Raw genomic sequence first — 21,152 nt, forward strand, 5'->3', positions numbered from 1 at the left:
CGGACGCCAGCGCGAGGAACTCTCTTCTTGTGCAGCCCATCGATCCTCCTTGCGAGCGGGCGCGGCGCATCTGTTCGCCGCCCGCGCCTCGTGGGATTGCTCAACGCAGCTAGTATTGTACGCGTACGCATACGCGCGCGGCGTTTCTCGCGCGGTAACCATCAATTGCCGACAGGGCTCGAAGGGACGGCCGCCATGCTCAGGTTTGGGCGCAGAGACGACGGGACGAGGCGGGAGCCGCCGCAGCCGCTGCCCGAGGACGCGCGCCGGCTGCGGCTGCGCTTCGTCGGGCAGGTGCAGGGCGTCGGCTTTCGCTGGACCTCGATGAGCGTGGCGCGCGGGCTCGGCCTCACCGGCTGGGTGAGAAACGAGTGCGACGGCTCGGTCAGCGCGGAGATCCAGGGCAGCGCGACCCACGTGGGAGCGTTCTTCTCGGGCATGCTCGAGGCGTATCGCCGCCACCCCATCAGCTACACCGTGGACCAGCGCGAGGACATCCCCCTGGTGGAGGGCGAGCGCGACTTCGAGGTGCGCTACTAGCGAGAAGGGCGACACGGGGGCGACGAGGCGCAGGCGGCCTTAGCGGAGCTTAGCGGAGAAAAACGTGCAGATAGCAAAGCAGGCCGGAGACACATGGCCTCCGACCTGCGAAAGTTCTGGTGGCGGGGAAGGGAGTCGAACCCCTGACACGGGGATTTTCAGTCCCCTGCTCTACCAACTGAGCTACCCAGCCATTTGGTGCGGGAATTACTATACCAAACTCGCCGTCGCTGTCAAAGACTTTTTTCTGGGAAGAGGAGGCGCGCGACCCTGCGCTGCCGAGGGGCCGTCACGTCCCGCTCGGAGATGTCGGCCGCGGGCCCGTCATCGTGAGCTGGCAGCCGCAGACATCGATTGCGTCGCCGTACGGGACCACGACGCGGCGGTCGATGGGGCGGCTGCGATACGTCGCCCGGACGGAGGAGCCGAGGTCACTCACCTCCATCCCGTCCGACGTGGGCACAAGGCGCAGGTGCCGGTCGGAGACGGGAGGCGCGCGGAGGATGACGTCGCACGACGCGCTCCCGCCAACGACCGCTCCCCCATCGCCCACCGGCGTCCACACCTCGAGCGCAGAGCCCCGCACGACGACGCCGACCTCATCTGCATGGCGCAGCGCCAAGGAGCGCTCCATCACCGACGGGAGCGGCACCTCCCTCGCGGCGCCCCGCGAGAAGTCGTAGAGGCACCCGTAGCAGACGTCCATGTCCGCGTAGAGCTCCGAGTCGCACCGTGGGCATCGCTTGACCTCGTATCTTCCCGAACCGTTACCCATGATCCCCCCTTCTAGAGAGTCCCGACGCCGTCCGCGCTGATCGAGCAGGCCCACAGATGCTCGCCCTCCTCGAGCCAGCCCCCTTCGCGGGCCGGCCTCTCCACGACGCACTGGGCGCGCGGGTGAGACGCGCCCCGCCCCGGCGAAAGTCCCCTCTTGACGAGAAGCACCTCCCCACGCTCCCCAATAAAGGCGACGTCAAGGGGGTATCGCATCCCAAAGGTGTGTATGGAGGAACACAGGGTCAGAAGCACCGCGGGGGCGTCCTCGTCCGTGCCGAGAAGACCCCTCAGCCTGTCTCTCCAGGCGGAGAGCACCTTGACCTCGAGAACCTCCCCCGGGCGCTCGTCAGAGCGCAGACGCGCCGCCACCATCTAGACCACCACCCCGGGCCGATAGCGGTCCACCACGAGCTGTCGCTCGTGGCGCAGGGCGAGCGGTGCGGCGTAGGTGATTCCCGGCATCCTGAGAAGGCGTGGCCACGGACGATAGGTGAGCGTGCAGGTATAGCGCGTGAGCAGGGGCGATATGACAAACGTCGTCCCCTCCCCGCCGCCCTCCACCGCGCTCGCGCTCACCTCGACCTCACAGGTTTCTTCCCGACCCAGCGCCTCGGAGAGGGCGGACTCCACCTCGTCGACATCCGCGACCTGGGTCTGCTCGCCTGCCGGAGCCACGCCGTGGGAGATGACCGCGTCGAGCGCGGCCTGGTCGAACGCGGCGCACGCCTCGATGAACCACATCAGGTTGAGCACGATGAGGGCGACCACGATGACCACGGGCGTCATCACCGCGAGCTCTACGGTCATCTGGCCCTCCTCCCCTCGCCGCGGGCGGGCGACGCGCGCGCTCATGCCGCTCCCCCGAGCTTCGAGAGGTCGATGGTGAGGGGGATGCCGATGCCCGTCCCCGGGATCGGGAGCTCGGCGACGGTGAACTCCTCCGTGCCCACCTCGTCGGCAAGCCATAGCCCCACCGACTGCGCGAAGTCGGTCGCCGAGCCCGAGTCCGGAAGCGTCGCCACGAGCTCGCGGACGGAGGAGACCTGGTCGAAGCCTCCCTGGTCGAGCACCTTCTGGGAGTTCACAAGGACGGGCTTTCGCAGCCGCAGGTCAACGGGCTCGAGGCCGGCGTCGCTCATGACCTGCTTGAGACGCCCCTTCAGCCAGGCGCCGACCGTCCCCCCGAGCACCCCGTCGAGGTTGTCGAGAAACTCGCCGCCCTTCTCGGCCACGCTCCCGTACGCCGAGCCGTACCCCAGAAGCAGGCTTCCCCAGAGGTCCATCACGCCATCCAGGGCCCCGCCAAGGGCGGAGTCGCTCGCCGAGATGGCGTCAAAGAAGCGCGAGAGCACGTTGTTCTCGGCAGTGGAAGGGTCCGGGGCGAGGACGGCTGCGGAGACGGCCGCCCCCTCGGGGAGCTCTGCGGACGAGAGGAACGCGGCGGTGAGCTCGGTCGGGACCACCCTCGAGGCATCGCGGGCGACGACGGCGACGCAGCCCCAGGCGCCCGGCGGGCACAGGGAGGGTCGCGCGACGCTCAACTGGTCGAGGGCCGTCGAGAAGGCCCCCTCGCCCTCCTCGGCTAGTCCCTTCAGGCGCTGCTCCAAGGCAACCTCCTCGTTTCTCGCGCGCTCGTGGTCCTCGGACGCCTCGACGATGATCCTCCAGTAGTACTCAAACCCGTTGTCGATGGGCGTCGAGGCGGCAGCGACCCTTCCGAGATCGCCGACGTCCATCCGGCACTCGTCGCAGCGGGCAACCGAGCCCGCGTCGACCTCGGCGACCGAGGCCAGCCCCGCGGAGGCCCCCGTTGCCCCGGGGCACAGCAGCGAGGAGTGCAGGGTCCTCCCGCCCTCCTCGGTCGTGCACGGCCAGCGAACGTCGGTGTAGAGGGTGGTCGAGCGGGTCTGGTCGGCATTTCTCGGCAGGCTCGGAAGGTCGATGGAGACGCTGCCGTCCGGAAGCTCCTGATACGACCCGCCCCTCACCTGCTCGAGCGCATACTCGTAGAAGGCCTCGCGACAGGCGGAGTCGGTGATCTCCTCGGCGGTCGAGCCTCCGACCTGCGCGGACGCCACGCGCGCCGCATAGTAGTTTCGGGCGCGGGCGAGCGGCGCGCCGAACGTCCACCCGGCAGACGTCGGGTAGCGGGGGTTGAGCGATCCCCCCAAGCCGGCGAGCGTGGACGCCCGCTCCCACAGACAGTACGGCGACGACCCGCAGTCGGCCTCCCAGCCGCGATCGAGCGCCTCCTGCGCCTGGTGGCGCGCCCGCTCCATCTCGTCCGAGACCTCGCCCATCTCGACCGAAAGCTCGGCGAGGCGCTCGTCGTCGACCTCCTTGCGCAGCCCGGAGAAGTCCGACCTGGACTCGGACGGAAACGGAAGCGCGCATCCCGCGTAGGACATCCCGCCCACGGAGTTGGCCTCGACGCAGCTCGCCGAGTTCGCGACGATCAGCAGCGGCAGCGTCGCCTCGAGGCGCTCGATTCCGTCCGCGGCGCTCCGCGCGAACTCCCCGCGCGCGTCGAGGATGCGGCTCCCCGCCTGAACGATCTGCGCCCCCGTGGCGGAAAGCCCCGGGACGCACGAGACGACCAGGCCCGCGCCCAGCACCACGACTCCCGTGAGCCCCAGGCTCAGGACGCACGCGTCGATCGCCTGGGTCACGGTCGAGAAGGCCGCGACCGCGTTCTGTCCCGCCATGGCGCAGGCGTCGGCCACGCGCTGGACCTCGGAGGAGCGCCCCGCCACCCACGTCGCCCCCGCGGAGGCGAAGACGAGCGACAGGCTCAGAACCAGGGCGACCGCGACGCCCACCGTCGTGAAGCCGTCCTCGTCGTCCCTGAACAGCGAGAGCACGGGCGCGCCCGCGACGCGCTCAGCCCCAGACCCCAATCCACTCCGCATAGTCTCCCCCAATCCAGTCCGCCCGCACCTCGCGAGTCACCTCTGCCTCCAGCTCGACCACGCCGCCCGCCGAGGTCCCCAGCGCCAGCACGACCGCGCCGAACAGCGGGAGCGGCCGCACGGAGCCCCCGACGGACGCCGTCACCCTCCCGTCGTCCCCCGGGCCCTCGACCTCGACCTCCCAGGCGCCCGGGCCTCCCTCGTGAAACACGGGCACGTTGGGGACGGCGGCAAGACGCCGAAGCGCGTAGGAGCGCAGGTCCCCCTCCGTCCCGAGCGACGTGGCGGCGAGACGAGTCAGCTCGGCTGCCGTCGACGCCATGACGGAGCGCGTGTACAGCACGCACGCCGGCTGCACGAGCAGCGCCAGCAGCGTCAGCACGACGGGCACGAGCAGGGCGGCCTCGACGCTCGCCTGGCCGCTCCCTCCCCGCGCCATGAGGCGCGTCAATACTCCAGGACGTCCTTGAGCAGCGACGTCATGCCGCCACCCGAGCTGTGGGACGCCGCGTCGACGGAAAGCTCGAGGAGCCTGCCGTCCCTCGCGGCGTGCCACAGCAGCGCGAGCGCCCCGACCATCGCGACAAAGGCCACGAGCAGCAGGAGGTACTCGAGCGTCGACTGCCCCGCGTCCCCCGCCGCGCCAGGCCTTCGTGGCCAAGCGATCAGAGCTCGACGTCGTCGACGTCCATGCGCCATGACGTGACCTCGCTTCCACCGCCGTCCCCCTCTCGTATGACACACAGCTCGACCCATCCTGCCCCCTGAATCACGCAGGCCCACGTCTTTCCGGACAAGTCGAGGTAGCCCGCCTGCGCGACGATGCAGTCGCCGCGCAGGCGAAACCCCTCGAGGACCTTCTCGCCCTCCTCGACGAGCGAAAGCTCGCTCTCGCGCCGCGTCTGCCGTGCGCCGTCGAGCAGGTCGAGGGCGACCTCAGAAGCCTCGTCCTCGCCCAGGGCGTCCAGGGACCCCTCCACGACCTCCTCGAGTTCGCGCGAGGTCTCTCGCCGCCCTCCCGCCCACAGCGCCGCCAGCGAGAGGGCCGCGCAGAGCACGAGAAGGACGGCGGCCGCGACGCCGCGGCCTCGCCCTACAGCGAGTTGATGCCGCTCGCGATGGCGTCCCACAGCTCCGCCACCTTGTCCCTGAACAGCAGGATGGCCGCGATGGCGATGACCACCAATACGCACGTGAGTGAGGGATAGCTAATCAACCGACAACAAAAAAGGGGCACCCCGAAGGGTGCCCCTGTGAATGACCGCGCTCGGCGGAAAGGAGATGAAAGCTCCGGGCGCGGAGCATCACCTAGAGAAGGTTGGCCAGCATGGCAGCGGCCTCGGCTCGGCTGCACGCCGAGTTGGGTAGCAGCCTGCCGTCGCTGCCGCCGATGACGCCCTGCTCGACTGCCCAGGCCATGGCGTCCTTGGCCCAGTCGGGAACCTCGGCCCAGTCCGGGTAGCCGGTCGGCTCGCCAGCGGGCGCGGGGTTGCCGCGCCAGTTGTGCAGCATGGTCGCGAACTCGCAGCGCGTTGCGGAGTCGTTCGGCCTGAAGTTCTCCTGCTCGGCAACGACGCCGTTGTCCACGGCCCAGCAGACCGCCGTGTAGTAGTAGGGCTCGGGCGCTACGTCCTTGAAAGGCTCAAGGTAGTCGGTGAGGTCGGCCCTCGCGGCGTTGGCGATGGTGCACACAGCCTGCCCTCGGGTGAGCGCGTCCGACGGACCGAAATGGCTCTCGTCGTATCCGCCCATGTAACCCTGCAGGACGCACTCCTCGACGGGCTTGATGTACCAGGCATCGGGGTCGAGGTCGCAGAAACGCTTGAGCGCGTCGGGCAGCGGGGTCGCGGGCTTCTCAGGCTCTGCGGGCTCGGTGCTGATGGCTCCGGTCATCACGTCGTACCAATACTGGGCGCGGGTGATGTAGGCGTCCTTCTGGCTGCCGTAGATCTGACCGGGGCAGCTCGTCGCGCTGAAGTATTTGTGCGGGAAGACGTTGACGAGCCACTGCGGACGGCCGAGGCCGTAGTACTTGCAGAGCGCGGCAACGAGATGCGCGCCGGTGTCGAGGCAGGTCTCCGTGATTGTGCCGTCGGCCATGTTGGCATGCTCGATTCCGAGGCTGCGCTGGTTCTGGTCGAATACGCCGCAGTGCCATGCGGTGTCGCGGTCCCAGACGAGCTGGCCCACTCGGCCGCTGGACTCAACCTGATAGTGCGCGGACGCCGCCCTGTCCTGCCACACGCTGTAGCAGCCCTCGCACGTTAGGTTGCCCGCATTGTAATGAACGACGATCTTATCGATGGACTTGCCTCCGCGACCCTCGCTGTAGTGCTTGTTGAGGATAAGGTTGACGTCTGCCTCGATGTTCTCGAAGTTCATTACTCCTCACCGTCCTTGTACGGCTTCTCGTAGCCGAGCGCGCGGATGGAATCGCCCACGCCCTCGGTGGTGGGATCGGTCACGACGCCCAGGATGACGAGCACCGCGAAGACGGCATTGACAACATCGAGCAGGCGGTTGCCAAGCTCGCCGAGGTCGATGGTGATGCCGAAGACTGCGGCCACCACCTGCACGAGCAGGAGCGCCGCCGGGATGAGGGTGAGCCAGAACTGCTTGTTCTTGATTCGTACCTGCCAGTTGATCATTGTTCGTCCTTCCTACTTGACGATTGCGTGATGGATTTCAGTGACGAGCCGGTTGGTGTCCTCCACCGTCTCGCCCATCTTTGCGGAGCCGCTGCGGCTGCCCTCAAGGAGCGCGTTGCTGCGCTCCTGCGTCGCACGCATGGCGTCGATGGACGTCTTCAGGCCCTCCATGGTCACGGCGTTCCTGCCGTCGATTTCGGCGCGCTCCTTGTTCATCTGAGCCTGCCGCTCCGATTCGGCGGCCTTGCGCTCCTCGCGCTTCTTCTCAAGCTCGATCTGCGCCTCTGCCTTCATCCGCTCGATGGACTGCTGCGCTTCGAGGTTCTTGCGCCACGTCGGCAGGATGAAGGCGCACAGCACGGCAACGACAGCGATTCCGACGCCCACGATGAAGAGCGCGAAGGGACCGTAAGGCTCCACCGCCTCCACAAAGGCCGCTCCGGTCTGGTCCATTAGGCGGCCTCCTCAGCAAGCTCCCAGTTGCCGGGAACCACGTCGTGGCTGTACGCGTTGTCGTTGACAAGCGAGCGGTAAATCGGGCCGTTCTCGTCCGGGTAGTGGCGCAGGTCTCCGGCGTCGGGAGCGTCGAACTCGCCCCTGGGCTGCGCCCAGACGATGATGCCGTCTGCGGCGAGCTTGATCTGGTAGAAGAGCGCGTCGAGGCCCGCCGAGCCGGGAGTCCACTGGGCCTGCGTGGTGATGTCCTGAGAGACGCGCCAGTAGGTGCCGTCCGTGTACTTGAAGACCTCGCCCTTCTTGTAGTCGTGGCCCTCCGGGACGTACTCGCCCGCGTACTTGAGCACAGGGGCGATGGCGCTGTCCTTTACGGTCGGCGCGATCATCGGCAGGGCGAGCGAGACGAAGCTCGCGATGGCGGGCTCGGTGCCTCCCTGCTGGGCAATTCCCTTGGCCTCGTCGGCGGTCTGCTTGGCCTCCGTCGCGGCGGCACCTGCCGCCTCGGCGGCCTGCGTCACCTCGCCAATCTTGGCCACGACCTGAGTGATGGTCTGCGCGACGTCGCCCGTGGCTGCGGCGCACCGCAGCGTGACCCGCTTGGTCTGGGCGTCCACGCTCGCGCACGTCTTGATAAAGTTCACGTACCGCTCGGCGAGGTCGCCGTCGTCGGTGGTTACGTCGATGGTGAGAGTGTCCATCGACAGCGCCTCGTCTGCCGTGCAGTCGAGCACGAGCATGAGCGCACCGTCGCCATCGACCCAGGTGTCGAGGCACGTGATGCCGTTCGCCTTCATGGCTTGGCCTCCTATTCAGTTGTGTTTTGGCTTGCTATGAGAACGTCTCGTCCACCAGCCAGGTGAGGTCTTCGTCTCCGCGATTCAGGTAGCCCTCCATGGCCGCGCGCACCGGCTCAAGGTCGATTCCCCTCTCGGGGCACCGCTCGGCGAGGGCCCTCACGTTCTTGGCGTGCTTCGCGCTGCGCCGCGACTGCTGCTTGCGCACGACCATGCGCACCGAACCGTCAGGCTGCTTCTCGTAGCGCATCTTGCAGAAGATGAACGGGTGCTCGATGCGGTTGATGTGCGTCTTGCGCGGGTTCGGCACGAGCCGCAGGCGCTTGGCCATGCGGCCGAACTCCTCCCTTGCCGCAATGGCGGCGTCACGGTCCTCGCAGAGCGCCACGCCGTCATCCATGTAGCGGTGGTAGCCCACGACGCCGGGAAGCGACTCCATGGCGCGGTCTATGGGCGTCGGGTAGGCACCCGCCAAGAGCTGCGACACGTGACTGCCAAGCTCAAGCCCTCCCTGCCATCCGGTCATGACGGCGATGAGCCAGCGCATGCGGTCATCGTCGGTGAGCTTGGCCACGAGCGCGTTGAGCAGCCTGCGGTCGATGCTGGCGAAGTAATCATGGAAGTCGAACTGGAAGACCCAGCCATCGACGGGACAACGCTCCGCGTGCTGCCTCACCCTGTCGTGGGCGTAGGCGAGGCCGCGCCCTACGATGCAGGCGCTGCTGTCCTCGGAGATGTAATCCTCCACGCGCTCGTAAAGGTAGTTGTCGCACAAGCACCGCTGCGCCACTCGGTCGCGGAAGTCCACGGGCAGGATGTCGCGCTGCTTGCCCCGCTCCATGATGGTGAACCGCCTCGGCTCCACCGGTCGGTACGTCCCGCTCATCAGCTCGTCGTGGAGCTGCTTGCACTGGGTCAGCGTGCGGTTCGTGAAGCCCTGCGGCTGCCGCTTCCATGTCACGTTCTTGTAGCAGATCTTGGCGGCGTCCATCAGGTTGAACAGGGAGAAGCAGGCGGCGTAGATGTCTTGGTTTTTATCCACGGTGCGGATGGGAAGCGCCCTCCTTCTATCTTTTAACAAAGCAGTCTTCGCCCTCTCGGGTTACTAGGTCAGGATTGCCGTCTGTCAAAAGACGGAATCAGGGGCAAACCCCGTTGGCGTTCGAGGCGTTGTTGTTGTTCAGGCTGCCGTCGGTGTTCACGTTGCGGAAGTTCGTGGACGAGTTGACGGAGCGCAGCCACCAGTTCGTGGCGGAACCACAACCCCCAGAACGGGCTTCAGCATCAGGACGCTCCCCCGCCAGCCTGCTTCTCCCGCATGGCATTGTACATCCGCTCGAACTCGGCGGCCCTTGCGGCCTCCTCCTTCGGCTGGACGACCTCCTTGTATTTCGCAGTGTCGTTCTTCTTCACGCCGCCGATGAGCGCCCGCTCGTTCGCGATCATCTCCGCGAACTCGGCGAAGACGTTCTCGTTCGGTGCCTTGGGGAGGGACTTCAGGGCACGCTGGACGTCGGCGTTCTGCACGTCGTGCACGCTCAGGCCGACCTCGGCAAGTTTCGCGTCAAGGCGTCGCAGCTCCTCGTCGTGAAGCTGCTGCGTCACCTCCCGCAGTATGTCGAGGTAGCTCTCCACGTGCTGCAGGTGTGCCTGCGCCTCGTTCAGGTGCGCGCGCCTCTGCTCGTACCCGGCGCGGTCGTTCACGTACATCTGGTTGGCGGCGTTCACGTGGAACACCACCTCCTGAGCGTGCTCGAACAGCGGGTTTCCGAGCTTGAAGGCGTACCTCTTGGGCAGCCCGTTGCTATAGCGGAACACCTTCGCCGCGAGCTTCCTTGCCGTGGCGATGTACTCCATCGTTGAGGTTTTTCGTTCGCTTTTCGGTACAGACATAGTTCACCTTGCCCCCCCCCCCCCAAGCCCAAGTATGGGCTTGGGGTACAGATTACTAGATGCAGAAGCAGGGGCAAACCCCGCCGGCGTTCGAGGCGTTGTGGCTGTACAGGCTGCCGTCGGTGCTCACGTCGCGGAAGTACGCGGACGAGAGGACGGAGCGCAGCCACCAGTACGCGGCGGAACCACCGTTCTTGCGAATGCGGTTGCTGTTGCTCGTGAAGATGCTGAACTTGGCACCCTCGGCGTTACCGCTCTCAAGGCCGACCTCTGTCCAGGACGGAATCCAGAGCTTGTCGCTTGTGGTGGCCGCACCATAGCCGCTCGTGTTCTTGTTCGACACGGACTTGATGACCGAGCGCAGCTCCGCAGGGAAGTTGTTGAGCATGGTCCCGTTGAGCCAGGAACGCATCTCGCAGCTCTCCCATCCGCCGGACGTCGTGTTGCTCGCGTTCATGCGGTGGGTTCCAACAAGGTCGTTACATACGAACAGGAAGCCAGCGCCCTTCATGTTGATGTCCGAGAGGGTGAAGCTGTGCGTGCCGTTCCCGGTGATGGCAACGCTGATCTTCTTGTTCTTGTAGGACGAGAACATCGTCGGGTGCTCCTTCGCGAGGGAGCCGAGCCTTCCGATGGTGAAGTAGCTCTCGGAAGAGAACGTGGACGCGTACTTCGTCGCGCAGTCCTGGGCAAAGGTGTCGTTACCCTTGAACAGGTTGAACAGGCCGTCGTTCTCAAGAATGCCGTCATTGCCGAAGAAGGACACGAGCGTCGTCACCGCGTTGGGCGTGTCCATGATGATGCCCATCGCCGTGCTGTTCCCCAAGAGGCTGTCCTTCGCGTCCTCGTCGTTGAGGATGAGCAGGAGCAGCTTCTCGGAGTTCGCCACCGTGCTCATCGCCGACGTGGAGTTCAGCACCGCCGTGAGCGCGGTCGTGTTCGCGATGAGGTCTGCGAGCGAGTTGATGCTCGTCGCACTGGTCTCCGCGAGCGTGCAGAGGCACTTCGCGAGCCACTTGTCGGACGCGGCGATTGCCGGGGCCGTGGACGAGCCCGCGATGATGGCGGCCACCGTGGTCTTGTTCGACACGATGTTCTCGATCGTGTCCTCGAAGACGAGGGGCAGCCAGTTCTCGATGGCGAGGTCCGTATAGCGCCCGTCGAGCAGGATGCCTCGCAGCTCCTCGCTGTTGGCGTCCGGCACCGCCGGGTCATGCCCGAGGATGAGGCACAGGGCACCCGCGTTCGAGCACAGCGCCTGCGCCTGCTCGGGCGTCCCCATGATCTCGCGAAGCCGGTGGACGCCCTTGCGGTAGTTGCCCTTCAGCAGGTACGCCCAGTTGATGAAGTCTGTTGTCGTTCCGGGTAGGCTCATTTATCCCCTCCAAACTCGATTGCCACGCACATGATTCGCGCGGAGTCTCCGGACGCGGAGCCCCCGCCGCTCAGCGAGCCGCCGGTGACGAGCGCGACCTGCTGCATGTTGCTGGCGCTCGTGGCCTTCGCCGTGTGCACCCAGTACTGCGCCGTGGTCAGGTTGAGCGCCGCCGAGGCGTTCTTGACGAGGCGGTACTGGAACTTGGTCGCGGTCACCTGCTGGACCTGAACCTCGTACTCGCCCTCCGCCGAGCAGATGACCTGCGGCGTTCCCTCGAAGGCGTCTGGGAACGTGAATGTGTTCCAGCCGCTCCCGGCGTTGGTGAAGCTGTATGTGCGGATGGTCAGGTCTTCCAGCTCGCCCGTGGAGCTGCCACCGCCGATGATCATGCCGACGAGCTTGTCCGGCGTGATGGTCTCGTCGGCGATGTTGTCTCCGGTCACCTCTCCTTCGAGCAGGTGACGGGCCGCCTTGATGAGCCCGATGAGATGCTGCACGCCTGTGTCGGTCAGTACCTTCGTGACGTCGATCTCCTCCGACGTCGGTGTCGTTGCGTTGGTTTCGTCGGGCAAGGCTGCCACCTCCTTACTCCTGGAACATTGCGTCGATCTCCTCGGTGGTCATGGCCACAGCCTCCTCAAGGTTGTCGAGCTTGGTCTTGTCAGCACTGCTCATGAGGCCGTTCTGGCTCTGCGTCGCCGGGGAGTAGGTGGTGTTGGTGTCCTGGCCGGGGATTCCGAGCGCGGTGATGTCGCCCTTGGTGACCTCCGTGGCGGCGGTCACGTGGCCCTGCGCGTCGGTGGCCACCTTGTAGAGACCGGCGGACTTGGCACCGGCTGCGGACGCAGGGTGCGTGTAGTTGTTCGCGCCGGTCGCGATGCCGTCGAGCTTCTGCTTGTCGCTCGCGCTCATGAAGCCGGATGCACTGTCGGTCGCGGCGTTGTGCGAGTGCGTGGACGGCGCGAAGGTGGACGGCTTGCCGGTGATGTCGTCCCACGCGACGGAAGCCTGAAGCATCCCGCCGAGGGCCTGCCATTCGGTGCCGTCCCACGCGTACTCGCCGCTGTCGGCGCTTACGTGCCACACGTCTCCGATCTTGTTGCCGGAGGACGGGAGCGCGGATACGTTCTCCTTCACGCCCTTCCAGGTGAGAACGCTCGCAATCGCCGTGTTGATGGCGGACTGCAGCTCGCTCTTCTTGGCGAACGTTGCGTCGTTCTGCGCGTCCTGCTTCGTCTTGAAGTACTCAAGGTTCTCGGGTGAAACGAACGGGATTGCCATGATCTTCCTCTCTGCTAGTCGAACATCGCGTCTATCTGTGACTGAGTCATGGCAACGTATTCGTCATCACCTGGCTCAGGAGTCACCCCCCCCCCCCACCACGTGTCAAGCTCCTGGTTCGTGATGGGGATGATCTTCTGGTCGATATAGGCCCCGAAAAGAGGCTCAAGGGTTCCGGAAACGGCGTCCTCGACGGCCTTGGCGGCGTCGTTCGCGCGCTGGGTCGCGGCCTCGGCGTCGGCCACGGCCGCATCTACCTTCTCGTCGCGCTCCTCCTCGTTGTCGAGGAAGGTGTCGTGGCACCACTGAAGCATCTCCTCGATTCGGCTGGCGTAAGCCTCGGCGATGCCGTCTCCGTCGGTCTGGGCGTTCGGCAGGATGACGATGGCGAAAGCCTGCGTCGTGGCGTGTGTGGTAGCCGTCACCGTCTCGCCGTCCATGAAGGCGAAGTAGGCAACGGAGCACGTACCGACCTCCTGCGCCGCCTGCGGGATTACCTCGTAGGTAACGACGTTCCCGCTCACCTGCGTGCACTTGTCCTCAAGCAGCGCGCCCTTCGGGTGCCGCATGGTGAAGTAGGGCGTCACGTCGGAGAGGTCGGCCTCCTCGCCGTGGTCGTAGATGTGGGCCTCGATTACCGTGGCCTTCTTCTCGCCCTGGCGGATGAAGACGACCTGCTGCTCCTCCGGCTCTTTGGCCAGGTCTAGATAGAGCTTGGTGTGCTGCACTTCCATTCGGCCGCCTCCTCTGCGTGCATCTCGATTTCCTGCGTTGTGATGACGGACCCGCCGCATGAAAGCTCGACGTATGCCGCCAGGAGCCTTCCGGGCACGGGGACGGCTGGCATGGTCCACGAGACCTCGCTGCCGTCCACCGTGCAGGCCGCCTCGCCGTGGCCGCCGCGCCACATCGCGCGGAAGGTCGCGGTCATGCCGGTGAGGTCTGCCGGGACGCCCTGGTCAACGATCTCTGCGCTCATTGCCACGCCGGACTCGCCGGAGCGGATGTAGACGGGACCGACGTCCGGCATTGACTTGTCGATGTCTAGGATCATTCGGCCACCACCAGCTCCTTCCCGTCGAGGTAGATCTTTCCGTCCACGACGGAAAGCACGGAGCCGCCGATTGACAGGGCTCCGGTCGTGAGCATCTGGTCGATGCTCGTGACCTTCTGCTCGGCCTCCTGCGCGGCCTGGGCGGCGTTGTTCGCCGCTATCTGCGCCTGCGTAAGCGCGGGCGTGACCGACGTGACCTGCGAGTAGATGCGCGTGAGCACGTCTGGCAGCAGCGATACGATGGTGCCGAACGTGGCGCTCTTGGTGTCGCCGGTCAGAACGTCGCGCTTCATCTCGCCGACGCGCGCCTCAAGGCGCAGCTCGGGGATGAACTCGCGGTCGATGGCCTGGATGACGTCACCCAGCTCGACGCCTCGGAGCTGCAGCGCCATTGCGTCGCTGACCTTGTACTGGACCGATGGAGCGGAGTGCTGCGCCATGTAGGCCCGCGTCGCGTCCTCAAGCTCGTCGGCGTCCTCGATGTTGGCGTCCTCGTACATGCCCACGCTGTGCTTGATGCCGCCGTTTCCGTCCGGCTGGCCCCAACGCTGCTTCTGCTCGTCGGTGCCCTCCACGAAGCACCAGAGGCGGTCCTTCACGCCGTCTGTCTCCGTGTCGAGCGTCTTTCCGTAGCCATAGCAGGCCGTGATGACGTCATCCTTCAGCACGCTCTTCTCGACGCCGCCGATGTCGCGGCCGTACTCGAAGCGCGCCCCTCGGGACTCGCCGCGCTGGTGCACGAGGCTGATTGCCCGCTTGGTGACGCCGCCGTGGGAGACGGTTATCTCGGGCCGGATCTCGCAGCCCCACGTCCCTGCGATCTCAAGCAGCGCCTTGTAGGTGTCCGTCTGGGACAGCGCGAGGTCGTGGCGGCCGAAGTCCTCGACCGTGCCGACCTCCCACGTGGTCTGCTCAAGGATGTGCGTCAGCGCCTCCTCGGCGGTGACGTTGGTCATGACGAATAGCCTGATGTGGTCGTAGCGCAGCCATTGGTGAACGCCCTCGCACTTGTAGCTCATCGTCTGCGAGCCCTCGTGCTCCTGGTCCTGCTCGTTGACCACGTGCTCGTGCCATGTCTCGTCGCGCCACAGGATGTGATCTCCCTTTGACAGCGCGACCGGGACGGTGATGTCCAGCTCGTCCGTGCTGTTGATCTCCTGCGAAAGCGTCGCCTCCGCGATGCCGGTGAGGTCTTGCTGGTAGCGCCCCCAGCGGTCGAAGACCATGAAGCGAAGCCGTCTCATAGCCACATCTCCCGCCACTCTACCTCGAACGGGTAGTCGCACTGCAGCGTGTGCACGCCAGGTGACCACTCGGCGTAATCGTCAAGGGCGTCGAGCATCACAGTGTCATCCCCGACCGTGCAGGCGTGCTGCAGGTTGTCGATGACAACGGGCTCGGTGACCGTCTCGTCCCCGAGCACCCTCATGGTCGCGCCGTCGTTCATGACGGTGAGGTTCGCCGTACCCGCCGTCACCTTGATGATCGGTGCCGTCGGGTAGGAGCCGCCGACGTTGACGCGCAGCGCGGACGTGCCGCCCTGGCTGGAACGACGTCTGACGGCTCCGTACCCGCGAGGGTCGGCGCAGTAGAAGTTGAGCGTGCCGGTTCCGTTCCAGGCGATGCGCTCTAGCTCCGTGGAGCCTTCGAGCACCGCGAGGTTGTACATGTCCGGCGCGTCTGGGAGGACGAGCTTGCACGGGGAGCGGCGGAGCAGGCGGCGCTGCAGCAGCCGCCTCGCCCGCTCGAAGCCCTCGCGCGTGCCAACCTCCTCGAAAGGGCGGTAGAGGCGCACATCGACCTCGATCTCTGCGGCCTCAAGCCGCACGCCGCCGAGGCGCGCCCCGTCGCCCGAAAGGTCATCGGACTTGACGTCCACGTCCGGCATGACGGGGCGGTGGATTCCGTCGATGCGCAGGATGTGGCCGAAGTCGTATCCGTCGTAGATCATTCCGCTCATGCGAGTCCCACCGCCCTCATCTTCCGTTCCTGGTTCCTGTTCATGTCCTTCTGCAGCGCGTCGAGGTCTCGGTCGTCGCGCACGTAGACGTTCCACGTGTCTCCGCCGTAGCTGTAGTAGCCGCCGCCCTCCGCGTACTCGCCCGCCCTCGTAGTGCCGAGGCCGTAGCTGTACCCGCCCGCAGGTGCGAGCGAAAGCGCGCTGGCGGCGTCTATCGCGCCGCTCGTGACGTCCTCCATGGCCTCTGCGGCCATGTAGCCCGTCTTCTCGATGCCGACCGCGAGACCGGCCGACATCATTGCGCCCACCTGGTCGCGCATGACCTTGGAGGGCGATGCCACCGCAGCCTCTGCGCGTGCCGCAGCGATTGCCGCGCGCACGACCGCAGCGGCGGCAGCGGCGATTTCGTTGATCTTGCTCTGGATGCCAGCCGCGATGCCCATGGCGAGCTGCTGGCCCGTGCCATAGAAGGCGTCGTAGAAGCTGGCCGCCGTCGCGTTGCCCTGCTCGGACACGGTTGCCACGCTGTCGGTGACTAGCGCCTGGTTGCTGAGCAGTCCCTGCCCCATGTTGGCCACGACGCCCTGCATGGCGGTAGCGGTCTGCTCAAGTACCTCGTCAGACGCGAAGGCGTTGGTCAGGGCCTGCCCGATGGACGTTGCGAAGGTCTCCGCCTGGTCGCCCTCGGCCACCATGGCCATGCTGTCCGTGAGCAGGCCGCCCATGGACTCGGCAAGCTGCTCCTTGCCCGCCTCGATTCCGGCGATGAGGCTGTTCACCACATCGTCACCGGGGCTGAGCGCCTGGAACTGCTCGATTGCCGACTGCTGGCCCTCGATGAGCGCGTCGTTGTAGAGCTGGATGTACTCGCCGATCTCATCCGAGGACTTCTCGGCCATGTCGGCGATTACCTGGCCCCACTGGTCGAAGCCGCCCTCGTAGACCGCCTTGCGAAAAGCCTCCGTGTCGATTCCCTCGGGAATCTTGTTGAAGACCTCAACGAGGTTGTCTGCGTAAGCCTGGGACTCGGCCATGTTGAGCCGGAGGTTCTGCTCCCACTCGTCCAGGCCGGTCTTGCCGTAGGCGGTCATCTGGTCGAAGCCGTTTGCGACGGTGCTGGTGAAGTCCTGCATGCCGCTAACGAAGTCCTCCATGGTGACGTCCATGCCTCGCAGGGAGCTTGCGAAGCTCTCCACGGACACGCCCGCCATCTGGAAGGCGTTGCTCAGGCCGCTGTCGCTGTAGATGGCCTCCTTGACGTCGAGGCAGGTCTCTCGGAAGTCGAGCAGCCAGTCCTTCGGGTCGGTCATATCGAAGCACTGCAGGCTGTTGATGTAGAGCGACCGCTGGTTAAGCTCCTGCTCCCTCTCCGCTCTGGCGAGGTCATCGAAGCTGTCCACCATGGCCTGAACCTGCTCGTCGGTCATGTCGGCCATCTGGGCGAGGGCGTCCTTGTAGTCGTCCCCGCCCTCCATGACGCGCTCCACGAAGTTCTTGGAGTAGCGCACGCCGGTCTTGTTGAAGAGCTTGCCCAGCGTGTCGGACCACGAGGTCGCGGCGTCCATGTCCGTGATGAGGTCGTCCTTCATCTTGTACAGGGACTGCCAGTGCTCCATGTCGCCCACGGAAGCCGTGAGCTTGTCCTGCATGGCGATGAACTCGTTCGCCTCGGAAAGCCACTCGTCGTAGCTCTCCTTCTCGGTGTCGCTGAGGTCGCCCTTGGCGATCTTCTTCTCCCAGTCTGCGCGCTCCTCGGCGATCTCCTGAATCTTGTCCTTGTAGCTGTCGAGGTTGTAGCCTGCGGCCTCAAGAACCTTCATGGAGTCGTAGACCTCGCCCGTCTCGGGCTTGGCGTAGCCGAGCGCCTTGATGTTTGGCATCAGCGCGCCCCAGATGACGTCCCCAAGCTCCGAAGAGACCTGCTGAAGCTCGTGGCTCCGCTCGCGGTATCCGGCGATCATCTTGTCGATGTACGCCTGCATCTCTGCGTCGGCGTCCTCCATGGCACCGGTGGCGGCGTCGCCCATGGAGCCCGCCGCGTCCGCCACGAGGCTCGTGCCGCTGGAAAGTCCGTCGCTGTAGCTGACGGCGGCGTGGTAGCCGTACTCCCATGCGGTGTCGGACACGTGCTGGCCGACCTCTCGGACGGCCTTGACGGGGGCGTCCGCCCCGTCCTCGATGCCCTCGGCGAAGCCCTCCATAAGCGCCTCGCCCGAGTACGTGGTGTAGCCTCGGCCGGACAGAGGGCCCTTCTTCGCGGGCGAGAAGGGGAAGTACGCGCGGATCTGCGACATCCCTGCGGAGACAGCCGCGACGGCCTGGGACATGCCCTGCTGGATGCCGCGCACGAAGCCCTGCATCATCGCGAGGCCGGAACTGTAGAGCGCGCCCGAAAGGCCGCTCAGGATGGATACGATCTGGCTGCGCAGCGTCGCGAAGAGCGCGACCGCCTGCGCGATGCCCTGCTGGATGGCGATGATGAACATCTGCATCGCGAGCACGGACTGCTGGCTCATCTCGCGTGTGAAGATGGCCATGGAGGACTGCACCACTGCCACCAGTGCGGCGAACTGCGCCGTGGTCATGGTCGTGAACATCGTCACCGAGGCGGTGGCGAGGGTCATGGCCGCCACGACCGCCGTGGATGCCGCCGTGAATCCCGTGGCCATGGCGGTCGCGGACACGACCGCCGCCGCGAACGAGACGGCGAGCGCGGCTGCGGCAGCCGCTGCCGTGGTGAACCCGGACGCCGCCTGTGCCGATGCCGACGCCGCCGCGATCAGCGACGGGGCTGCGGACGCCAGGGACGGCGCTGCGGATGCGGCGGCCATGGCCAGGGCGGTGAGCCCAGCGGCCGCCATCGGTGCGGCGGACGCCACCACAGTGATGCCGGTGCCGAGGAGCACCGTGCCTGCGGCTGCTGCCGTGACGCCGGTTGCGGCCGTCGATGCCGCAGTCGCGTAGGCGACGAGCGCCGGTGTGCCAGCGAGCAGGCCGACCGTTGCCGCAGCCGCTGCTGCGGCGAACGCCGCGATTCCTGCCGCCGCCGTGGGGGCGGACTCCGCGATGGTCGGGAGCGCCGCGCCCATTGCCGTGATGCCAGCGGCGGCGATCACGACGCCGGTTGCGAGCAGGATGACCGCAGCGGCGAGCACCGTCATGCCCGCACCGAGCAGCGTCACGCCTGCTGCCGCCACGGTGACCGCAGCGCCGAAGGCGATGATTCCTGCGGACGCCACGAGGACGCCAGCGCCGAGCACCGCGACGCCAGCACCTGCCACAAGAGCGCCAGCGCCGAGGAGCGCCATGCCTGCGGCGAGCGCGGTCATGGCCGCACCTGCGGACGCGCCTCCCGCCGTGATGGTCGGGAGCGTAGCGCCGAGCATGGCCACGCCAGCGGCGGCGATCATGATTGCCGCGCCGAAGAGCGTGACCGCTGCGGCCGCGACGGTGATTGCCGCCGCCGCAGCCACGACGCCGACGGACGCGGCCGTCATGCCCACGCCGAAGACGGTTGCCGCAGCACCTGCGGCCAGGAGGCCGGGAGACGCCACGAGCGCCGCCGCTCCGAGCGCGGCGAGACCGACCGCTGCCGTGGTGCCGAGCGATGCGATGATGGGTAGCTGCGCGCTCATGAGCGCCATGCCAGCGGCCGCGAGCGTGATGCCCGCGCCGATGACCACGACAGCCGCGCCGAGCACGAGGGCTGCTGCGCCAGCCGCCAGGAGACCGGCGGAAAGCACCAGCACCGCCGCGCCAGCCGCGATGGCACCGGGCGCGAAGGCGAGCATGCCCGCCCCGAGCGCCGCGATTCCGACCGCTGCGGACGCGCCGTAAGTGGCGATCATGGGGAGCTGCGTGGAAAGCAGCGTGATGCCAGCCGTGGCCAGCAGGATGCCAGCACCGACCATGAGCACCGCAGCGCCGAACGCCGCGATGCCGACAGCGCCAGCCGTGAGCGCGGGGCCCACGACGGAGGCACCCGCCGCGAGGCCGACGATTGCCGCCACGAGCGCGACCATGGCGACGGCGGCCATGGGGCCAGCCGCCGCGATCTGGATTGCGGCCTGGGCGAGCACGTACAGCCCCGCCGAGGCCGCGAGGACTCCCACGCCGACGAGCGCGATTGCGGCTCCGAGCGCGAGAATCTGCGGCGCGCTCATGCTCGCAGCGCCGCCGACCTGCCCGAGCGCGGTGGTGGCGGGGGCAGCGGCCGAGCCGATGCCGCCGAGCGCGGACTGGAAGGACGTGACGAATCCGACGATGCCCTGCACCACGCGGAAGCCGAGGAACGCCGCCACGAGCCCCGCTACGATTGGCGCGACCTCGGAGGCGTTATCCTTCAGCCACGCGCAGGCGTCGCCAATTCCCTCGACAATGGGCCTCGCCGCCTCAAGGGCGGCCTTCAGGGCGTCAGCCGCAGCGACTGCGGGGTCGGTGCCCTCGGGGATGCCGAGCAGCGAGCCGACTATGCCGCCCACAGCGCCGCCCACGTCGCTCGCTGCCTGAGCGAGCGTCCCGAAGATCTCGGATGCGGTCTGCACCGCGCCGTTGTCCTGAATCTGCCCGACGAAGGTCTGCACGGCACCTGCAGCGGCGTTGAAGCCGTCCGTAATGCCGGTCTTTATCGTGTTGATAACGCCGACGATGTTCTCGACGCCGACTCCCTCGATGATGGACGCGACGCCCTTGGTGACGGCGTTCGATGCGTTGGCCATCGCCGTGCTGATACCGGCTACGCCGTCCTCCGCCTGCTGCTGGAAGCTCGCGAAGCCCTCGCCACCAACGGTGTCCAGCTCGACAAGCTTGTTGAGGAACTGGTCCATCGTGATGTCGCCGTTCTTCATGGCCTCGTAGAGATCCTGCTGTCCGGCGGTCGCGCCGAGCAGGGACTTGGCCATCTGGTCCATCTGACCGGGCATGGCCGTGCAGATGGAGCGCCATTCCTCAAGCTCGAACTTGCCCTTGCTCACGGACTGGCTGAACTGCTCAAGCGCAGCGTTCTGTACCTCGATGGGCGCTCCGCCCGCGAGAACCGCGTCATTGAAGGCGAGCATGATGTCCGTGGCCTTGCCGACGTCCTGAACGGACGGGACGAGGCGCTGGACGCCGCTCGTCATGCTGTCGAGGGTCGTGGGCAGCCCGCTCAGACGGTCGCTCATCTTCTGGATGGCGGCCGAGGCGTCCTCGGAGCTGTATCCGAGGTTGGACATGACCTTCGGGAAGTTGCGCATGGTGTCCACGCGCGAGACGGCCTTGTCAACGGACGCGCTCACGACCTCGACTGCCTTGCCGAAGCCCTGGGCGAGTACGTTGCCGACGGCGATTGAGATGGCCGAGCACTTCGACTTGAAGCTGTCCAGGGCGCTCTCGCTGCCCTTGATGCCCTTGTCGAAATTGGAGCCGTCAAAGGTGGCCTTGGCTGAGAGTGTGTAGTCGGCCATCCCAACCACCTCCTGCTA

General features: G+C 66.6%; 23 protein-coding genes and 1 tRNA gene. 1 reads left to right on the plus strand and 23 read right to left on the minus strand.

The window, feature by feature from the left end; translation table 11 throughout:
* The first annotated feature begins 195 nt into the window (after positions 1-195).
* Complete coding sequence (locus NW198_RS03365; protein WP_258340012.1) at positions 196-540, plus strand: acylphosphatase; 345 nt, start codon at positions 196-198, stop codon at positions 538-540.
* Between the two features lie 117 nt (positions 541-657).
* Here NW198_RS03365 and NW198_RS03370 read toward each other — a convergent pair.
* The 23 genes from NW198_RS03370 to NW198_RS03475 form a co-directional block, all read right to left on the minus strand.
* A tRNA-Phe gene (locus NW198_RS03370) sits at positions 658-733 on the minus strand.
* Between the two features lie 96 nt (positions 734-829).
* Complete coding sequence (locus tag NW198_RS03375; protein WP_258340014.1) at positions 830-1,315, minus strand: FHA domain-containing protein; 486 nt, start codon at positions 1,313-1,315, stop codon at positions 830-832.
* Between the two features lie 11 nt (positions 1,316-1,326).
* On the minus strand, positions 1,327-1,689 hold the full coding sequence (locus NW198_RS03380; protein WP_258340015.1) for a DUF192 domain-containing protein: 363 nt from the start codon (positions 1,687-1,689) through the stop codon (positions 1,327-1,329).
* A complete protein-coding gene (locus NW198_RS03385; RefSeq protein WP_258340016.1) occupies positions 1,690-2,124 on the minus strand; it encodes a hypothetical protein in 435 nt (144 codons plus the stop codon).
* A 41-nt stretch (positions 2,125-2,165) separates the two neighbouring features.
* Positions 2,166-4,214 carry a hypothetical protein gene (locus NW198_RS03390; RefSeq protein ID WP_258340017.1) on the minus strand — a complete coding sequence of 683 codons (2,049 nt, stop codon included), beginning with the start codon at positions 4,212-4,214 and terminating at the stop codon, positions 2,166-2,168.
* Complete coding sequence (locus NW198_RS03395; protein ID WP_087314982.1) at positions 4,198-4,665, minus strand: TadE/TadG family type IV pilus assembly protein; 468 nt, start codon at positions 4,663-4,665, stop codon at positions 4,198-4,200. Before NW198_RS03395 ends, NW198_RS03390 begins: the two co-directional genes overlap by 17 nt.
* An 8-nt stretch (positions 4,666-4,673) precedes the next feature.
* Positions 4,674-4,925 (minus strand): hypothetical protein, encoded by a 252-nt coding sequence (locus NW198_RS03400; RefSeq protein ID WP_239386678.1) that lies wholly within the window; start codon positions 4,923-4,925, stop codon positions 4,674-4,676.
* Positions 4,892-5,356: a hypothetical protein gene (locus NW198_RS03405; RefSeq protein WP_143786127.1), complete on the minus strand. Its 465-nt coding sequence runs from the start codon at positions 5,354-5,356 to the stop codon at positions 4,892-4,894. Before NW198_RS03405 ends, NW198_RS03400 begins: the two co-directional genes overlap by 34 nt.
* 178 nt (positions 5,357-5,534) lie before the next feature.
* Entirely contained in the window at positions 5,535-6,608 is a 1,074-nt protein-coding gene (locus NW198_RS03410; protein WP_258340018.1) for an S-layer homology domain-containing protein, read from the minus strand.
* Positions 6,608-6,874 carry a phage holin gene (locus tag NW198_RS03415; protein ID WP_258340019.1) on the minus strand — a complete coding sequence of 89 codons (267 nt, stop codon included), beginning with the start codon at positions 6,872-6,874 and terminating at the stop codon, positions 6,608-6,610. Before NW198_RS03415 ends, NW198_RS03410 begins: the two co-directional genes overlap by 1 nt.
* 12 nt (positions 6,875-6,886) lie before the next feature.
* On the minus strand, positions 6,887-7,327 hold the full coding sequence (locus NW198_RS03420) for a hypothetical protein (RefSeq protein ID WP_258340020.1): 441 nt from the start codon (positions 7,325-7,327) through the stop codon (positions 6,887-6,889).
* The gene (locus NW198_RS03425) at positions 7,327-8,124 is read right to left on the minus strand and encodes a hypothetical protein (RefSeq protein ID WP_258340021.1); all 798 of its coding nucleotides are present in this window, start codon (positions 8,122-8,124) and stop codon (positions 7,327-7,329) included. The genes NW198_RS03420 and NW198_RS03425 overlap by 1 nt, the downstream gene beginning before the upstream one ends.
* 34 nt (positions 8,125-8,158) lie before the next feature.
* A complete protein-coding gene (locus NW198_RS03430; RefSeq protein ID WP_258340022.1) occupies positions 8,159-9,205 on the minus strand; it encodes an RNA-directed DNA polymerase in 1,047 nt (348 codons plus the stop codon).
* A gap of 58 nt (positions 9,206-9,263) precedes the next feature.
* Positions 9,264-9,449, minus strand: a complete 186-nt coding sequence (locus tag NW198_RS09660; protein WP_375378026.1) for a DUF6273 domain-containing protein — start codon at positions 9,447-9,449, stop codon at positions 9,264-9,266.
* The gene (locus tag NW198_RS03435; protein WP_258340023.1) at positions 9,409-9,981 is read right to left on the minus strand and encodes a hypothetical protein; all 573 of its coding nucleotides are present in this window, start codon (positions 9,979-9,981) and stop codon (positions 9,409-9,411) included. Before NW198_RS03435 ends, NW198_RS09660 begins: the two co-directional genes overlap by 41 nt.
* A gap of 91 nt (positions 9,982-10,072) precedes the next feature.
* Positions 10,073-11,392, minus strand: coding sequence for a DUF6273 domain-containing protein (locus tag NW198_RS03440; protein ID WP_258340024.1), 1,320 nt, complete (start codon positions 11,390-11,392; stop codon positions 10,073-10,075).
* Positions 11,389-11,967 carry an H-type lectin domain-containing protein gene (locus NW198_RS03445; RefSeq protein WP_258340025.1) on the minus strand — a complete coding sequence of 193 codons (579 nt, stop codon included), beginning with the start codon at positions 11,965-11,967 and terminating at the stop codon, positions 11,389-11,391. The genes NW198_RS03440 and NW198_RS03445 overlap by 4 nt, the downstream gene beginning before the upstream one ends.
* A 13-nt stretch (positions 11,968-11,980) precedes the next feature.
* Positions 11,981-12,676 (minus strand): hypothetical protein, encoded by a 696-nt coding sequence (locus NW198_RS03450; protein ID WP_258340026.1) that lies wholly within the window; start codon positions 12,674-12,676, stop codon positions 11,981-11,983.
* A 14-nt stretch (positions 12,677-12,690) separates the two neighbouring features.
* Positions 12,691-13,410, minus strand: a complete 720-nt coding sequence (locus tag NW198_RS03455; protein ID WP_258340027.1) for a BppU family phage baseplate upper protein — start codon at positions 13,408-13,410, stop codon at positions 12,691-12,693.
* The gene (locus tag NW198_RS03460) at positions 13,380-13,730 is read right to left on the minus strand and encodes a phage baseplate upper protein (protein WP_258340028.1); all 351 of its coding nucleotides are present in this window, start codon (positions 13,728-13,730) and stop codon (positions 13,380-13,382) included. The genes NW198_RS03455 and NW198_RS03460 overlap by 31 nt, the downstream gene beginning before the upstream one ends.
* A complete protein-coding gene (locus NW198_RS03465) occupies positions 13,727-14,974 on the minus strand; it encodes a phage tail protein (protein ID WP_258340029.1) in 1,248 nt (415 codons plus the stop codon). The genes NW198_RS03460 and NW198_RS03465 overlap by 4 nt, the downstream gene beginning before the upstream one ends.
* The gene (locus tag NW198_RS03470; RefSeq protein WP_083526930.1) at positions 14,971-15,690 is read right to left on the minus strand and encodes a distal tail protein Dit; all 720 of its coding nucleotides are present in this window, start codon (positions 15,688-15,690) and stop codon (positions 14,971-14,973) included. The genes NW198_RS03465 and NW198_RS03470 overlap by 4 nt, the downstream gene beginning before the upstream one ends.
* Positions 15,687-21,134, minus strand: coding sequence for a tape measure protein (locus NW198_RS03475; RefSeq protein WP_258340030.1), 5,448 nt, complete (start codon positions 21,132-21,134; stop codon positions 15,687-15,689). Before NW198_RS03475 ends, NW198_RS03470 begins: the two co-directional genes overlap by 4 nt.
* Positions 21,135-21,152 lie beyond the last annotated feature (18 nt).

This window comes from Thermophilibacter sp. ET337, assembly GCF_024733715.1.
Lineage (GTDB): Bacteria > Actinomycetota > Coriobacteriia > Coriobacteriales > Atopobiaceae > Thermophilibacter.

Coding starts and splice junctions, on each gene's coding strand:
- NW198_RS03425 (WP_258340021.1), bottom strand. CDS start 8,124: ATGAAGGCGAACGGCATCACGTGCCTCGACACCTGGGTCGATGGCGAC.
- NW198_RS03375 (WP_258340014.1), bottom strand. CDS start 1,315: ATGGGTAACGGTTCGGGAAGATACGAGGTCAAGCGATGCCCACGGTGC.
- NW198_RS03385 (WP_258340016.1), bottom strand. CDS start 2,124: ATGACCGTAGAGCTCGCGGTGATGACGCCCGTGGTCATCGTGGTCGCC.
- NW198_RS03455 (WP_258340027.1), bottom strand. CDS start 13,410: ATGGAAGTGCAGCACACCAAGCTCTATCTAGACCTGGCCAAAGAGCCG.
- NW198_RS09660 (WP_375378026.1), bottom strand. CDS start 9,449: ATGCCATGCGGGAGAAGCAGGCTGGCGGGGGAGCGTCCTGATGCTGAA.
- NW198_RS03410 (WP_258340018.1), bottom strand. CDS start 6,608: ATGAACTTCGAGAACATCGAGGCAGACGTCAACCTTATCCTCAACAAG.
- NW198_RS03465 (WP_258340029.1), bottom strand. CDS start 14,974: ATGAGACGGCTTCGCTTCATGGTCTTCGACCGCTGGGGGCGCTACCAG.
- NW198_RS03395 (WP_087314982.1), bottom strand. CDS start 4,665: ATGGCGCGGGGAGGGAGCGGCCAGGCGAGCGTCGAGGCCGCCCTGCTC.
- NW198_RS03460 (WP_258340028.1), bottom strand. CDS start 13,730: ATGATCCTAGACATCGACAAGTCAATGCCGGACGTCGGTCCCGTCTAC.
- NW198_RS03415 (WP_258340019.1), bottom strand. CDS start 6,874: ATGATCAACTGGCAGGTACGAATCAAGAACAAGCAGTTCTGGCTCACC.
- NW198_RS03365 (WP_258340012.1), top strand. CDS start 196: ATGCTCAGGTTTGGGCGCAGAGACGACGGGACGAGGCGGGAGCCGCCG.
- NW198_RS03380 (WP_258340015.1), bottom strand. CDS start 1,689: ATGGTGGCGGCGCGTCTGCGCTCTGACGAGCGCCCGGGGGAGGTTCTC.
- NW198_RS03435 (WP_258340023.1), bottom strand. CDS start 9,981: ATGGAGTACATCGCCACGGCAAGGAAGCTCGCGGCGAAGGTGTTCCGC.
- NW198_RS03470 (WP_083526930.1), bottom strand. CDS start 15,690: ATGAGCGGAATGATCTACGACGGATACGACTTCGGCCACATCCTGCGC.
- NW198_RS03440 (WP_258340024.1), bottom strand. CDS start 11,392: ATGAGCCTACCCGGAACGACAACAGACTTCATCAACTGGGCGTACCTG.
- NW198_RS03450 (WP_258340026.1), bottom strand. CDS start 12,676: ATGGCAATCCCGTTCGTTTCACCCGAGAACCTTGAGTACTTCAAGACG.
- NW198_RS03475 (WP_258340030.1), bottom strand. CDS start 21,134: ATGGCCGACTACACACTCTCAGCCAAGGCCACCTTTGACGGCTCCAAT.
- NW198_RS03400 (WP_239386678.1), bottom strand. CDS start 4,925: ATGGCGCATGGACGTCGACGACGTCGAGCTCTGATCGCTTGGCCACGA.
- NW198_RS03420 (WP_258340020.1), bottom strand. CDS start 7,327: ATGGACCAGACCGGAGCGGCCTTTGTGGAGGCGGTGGAGCCTTACGGT.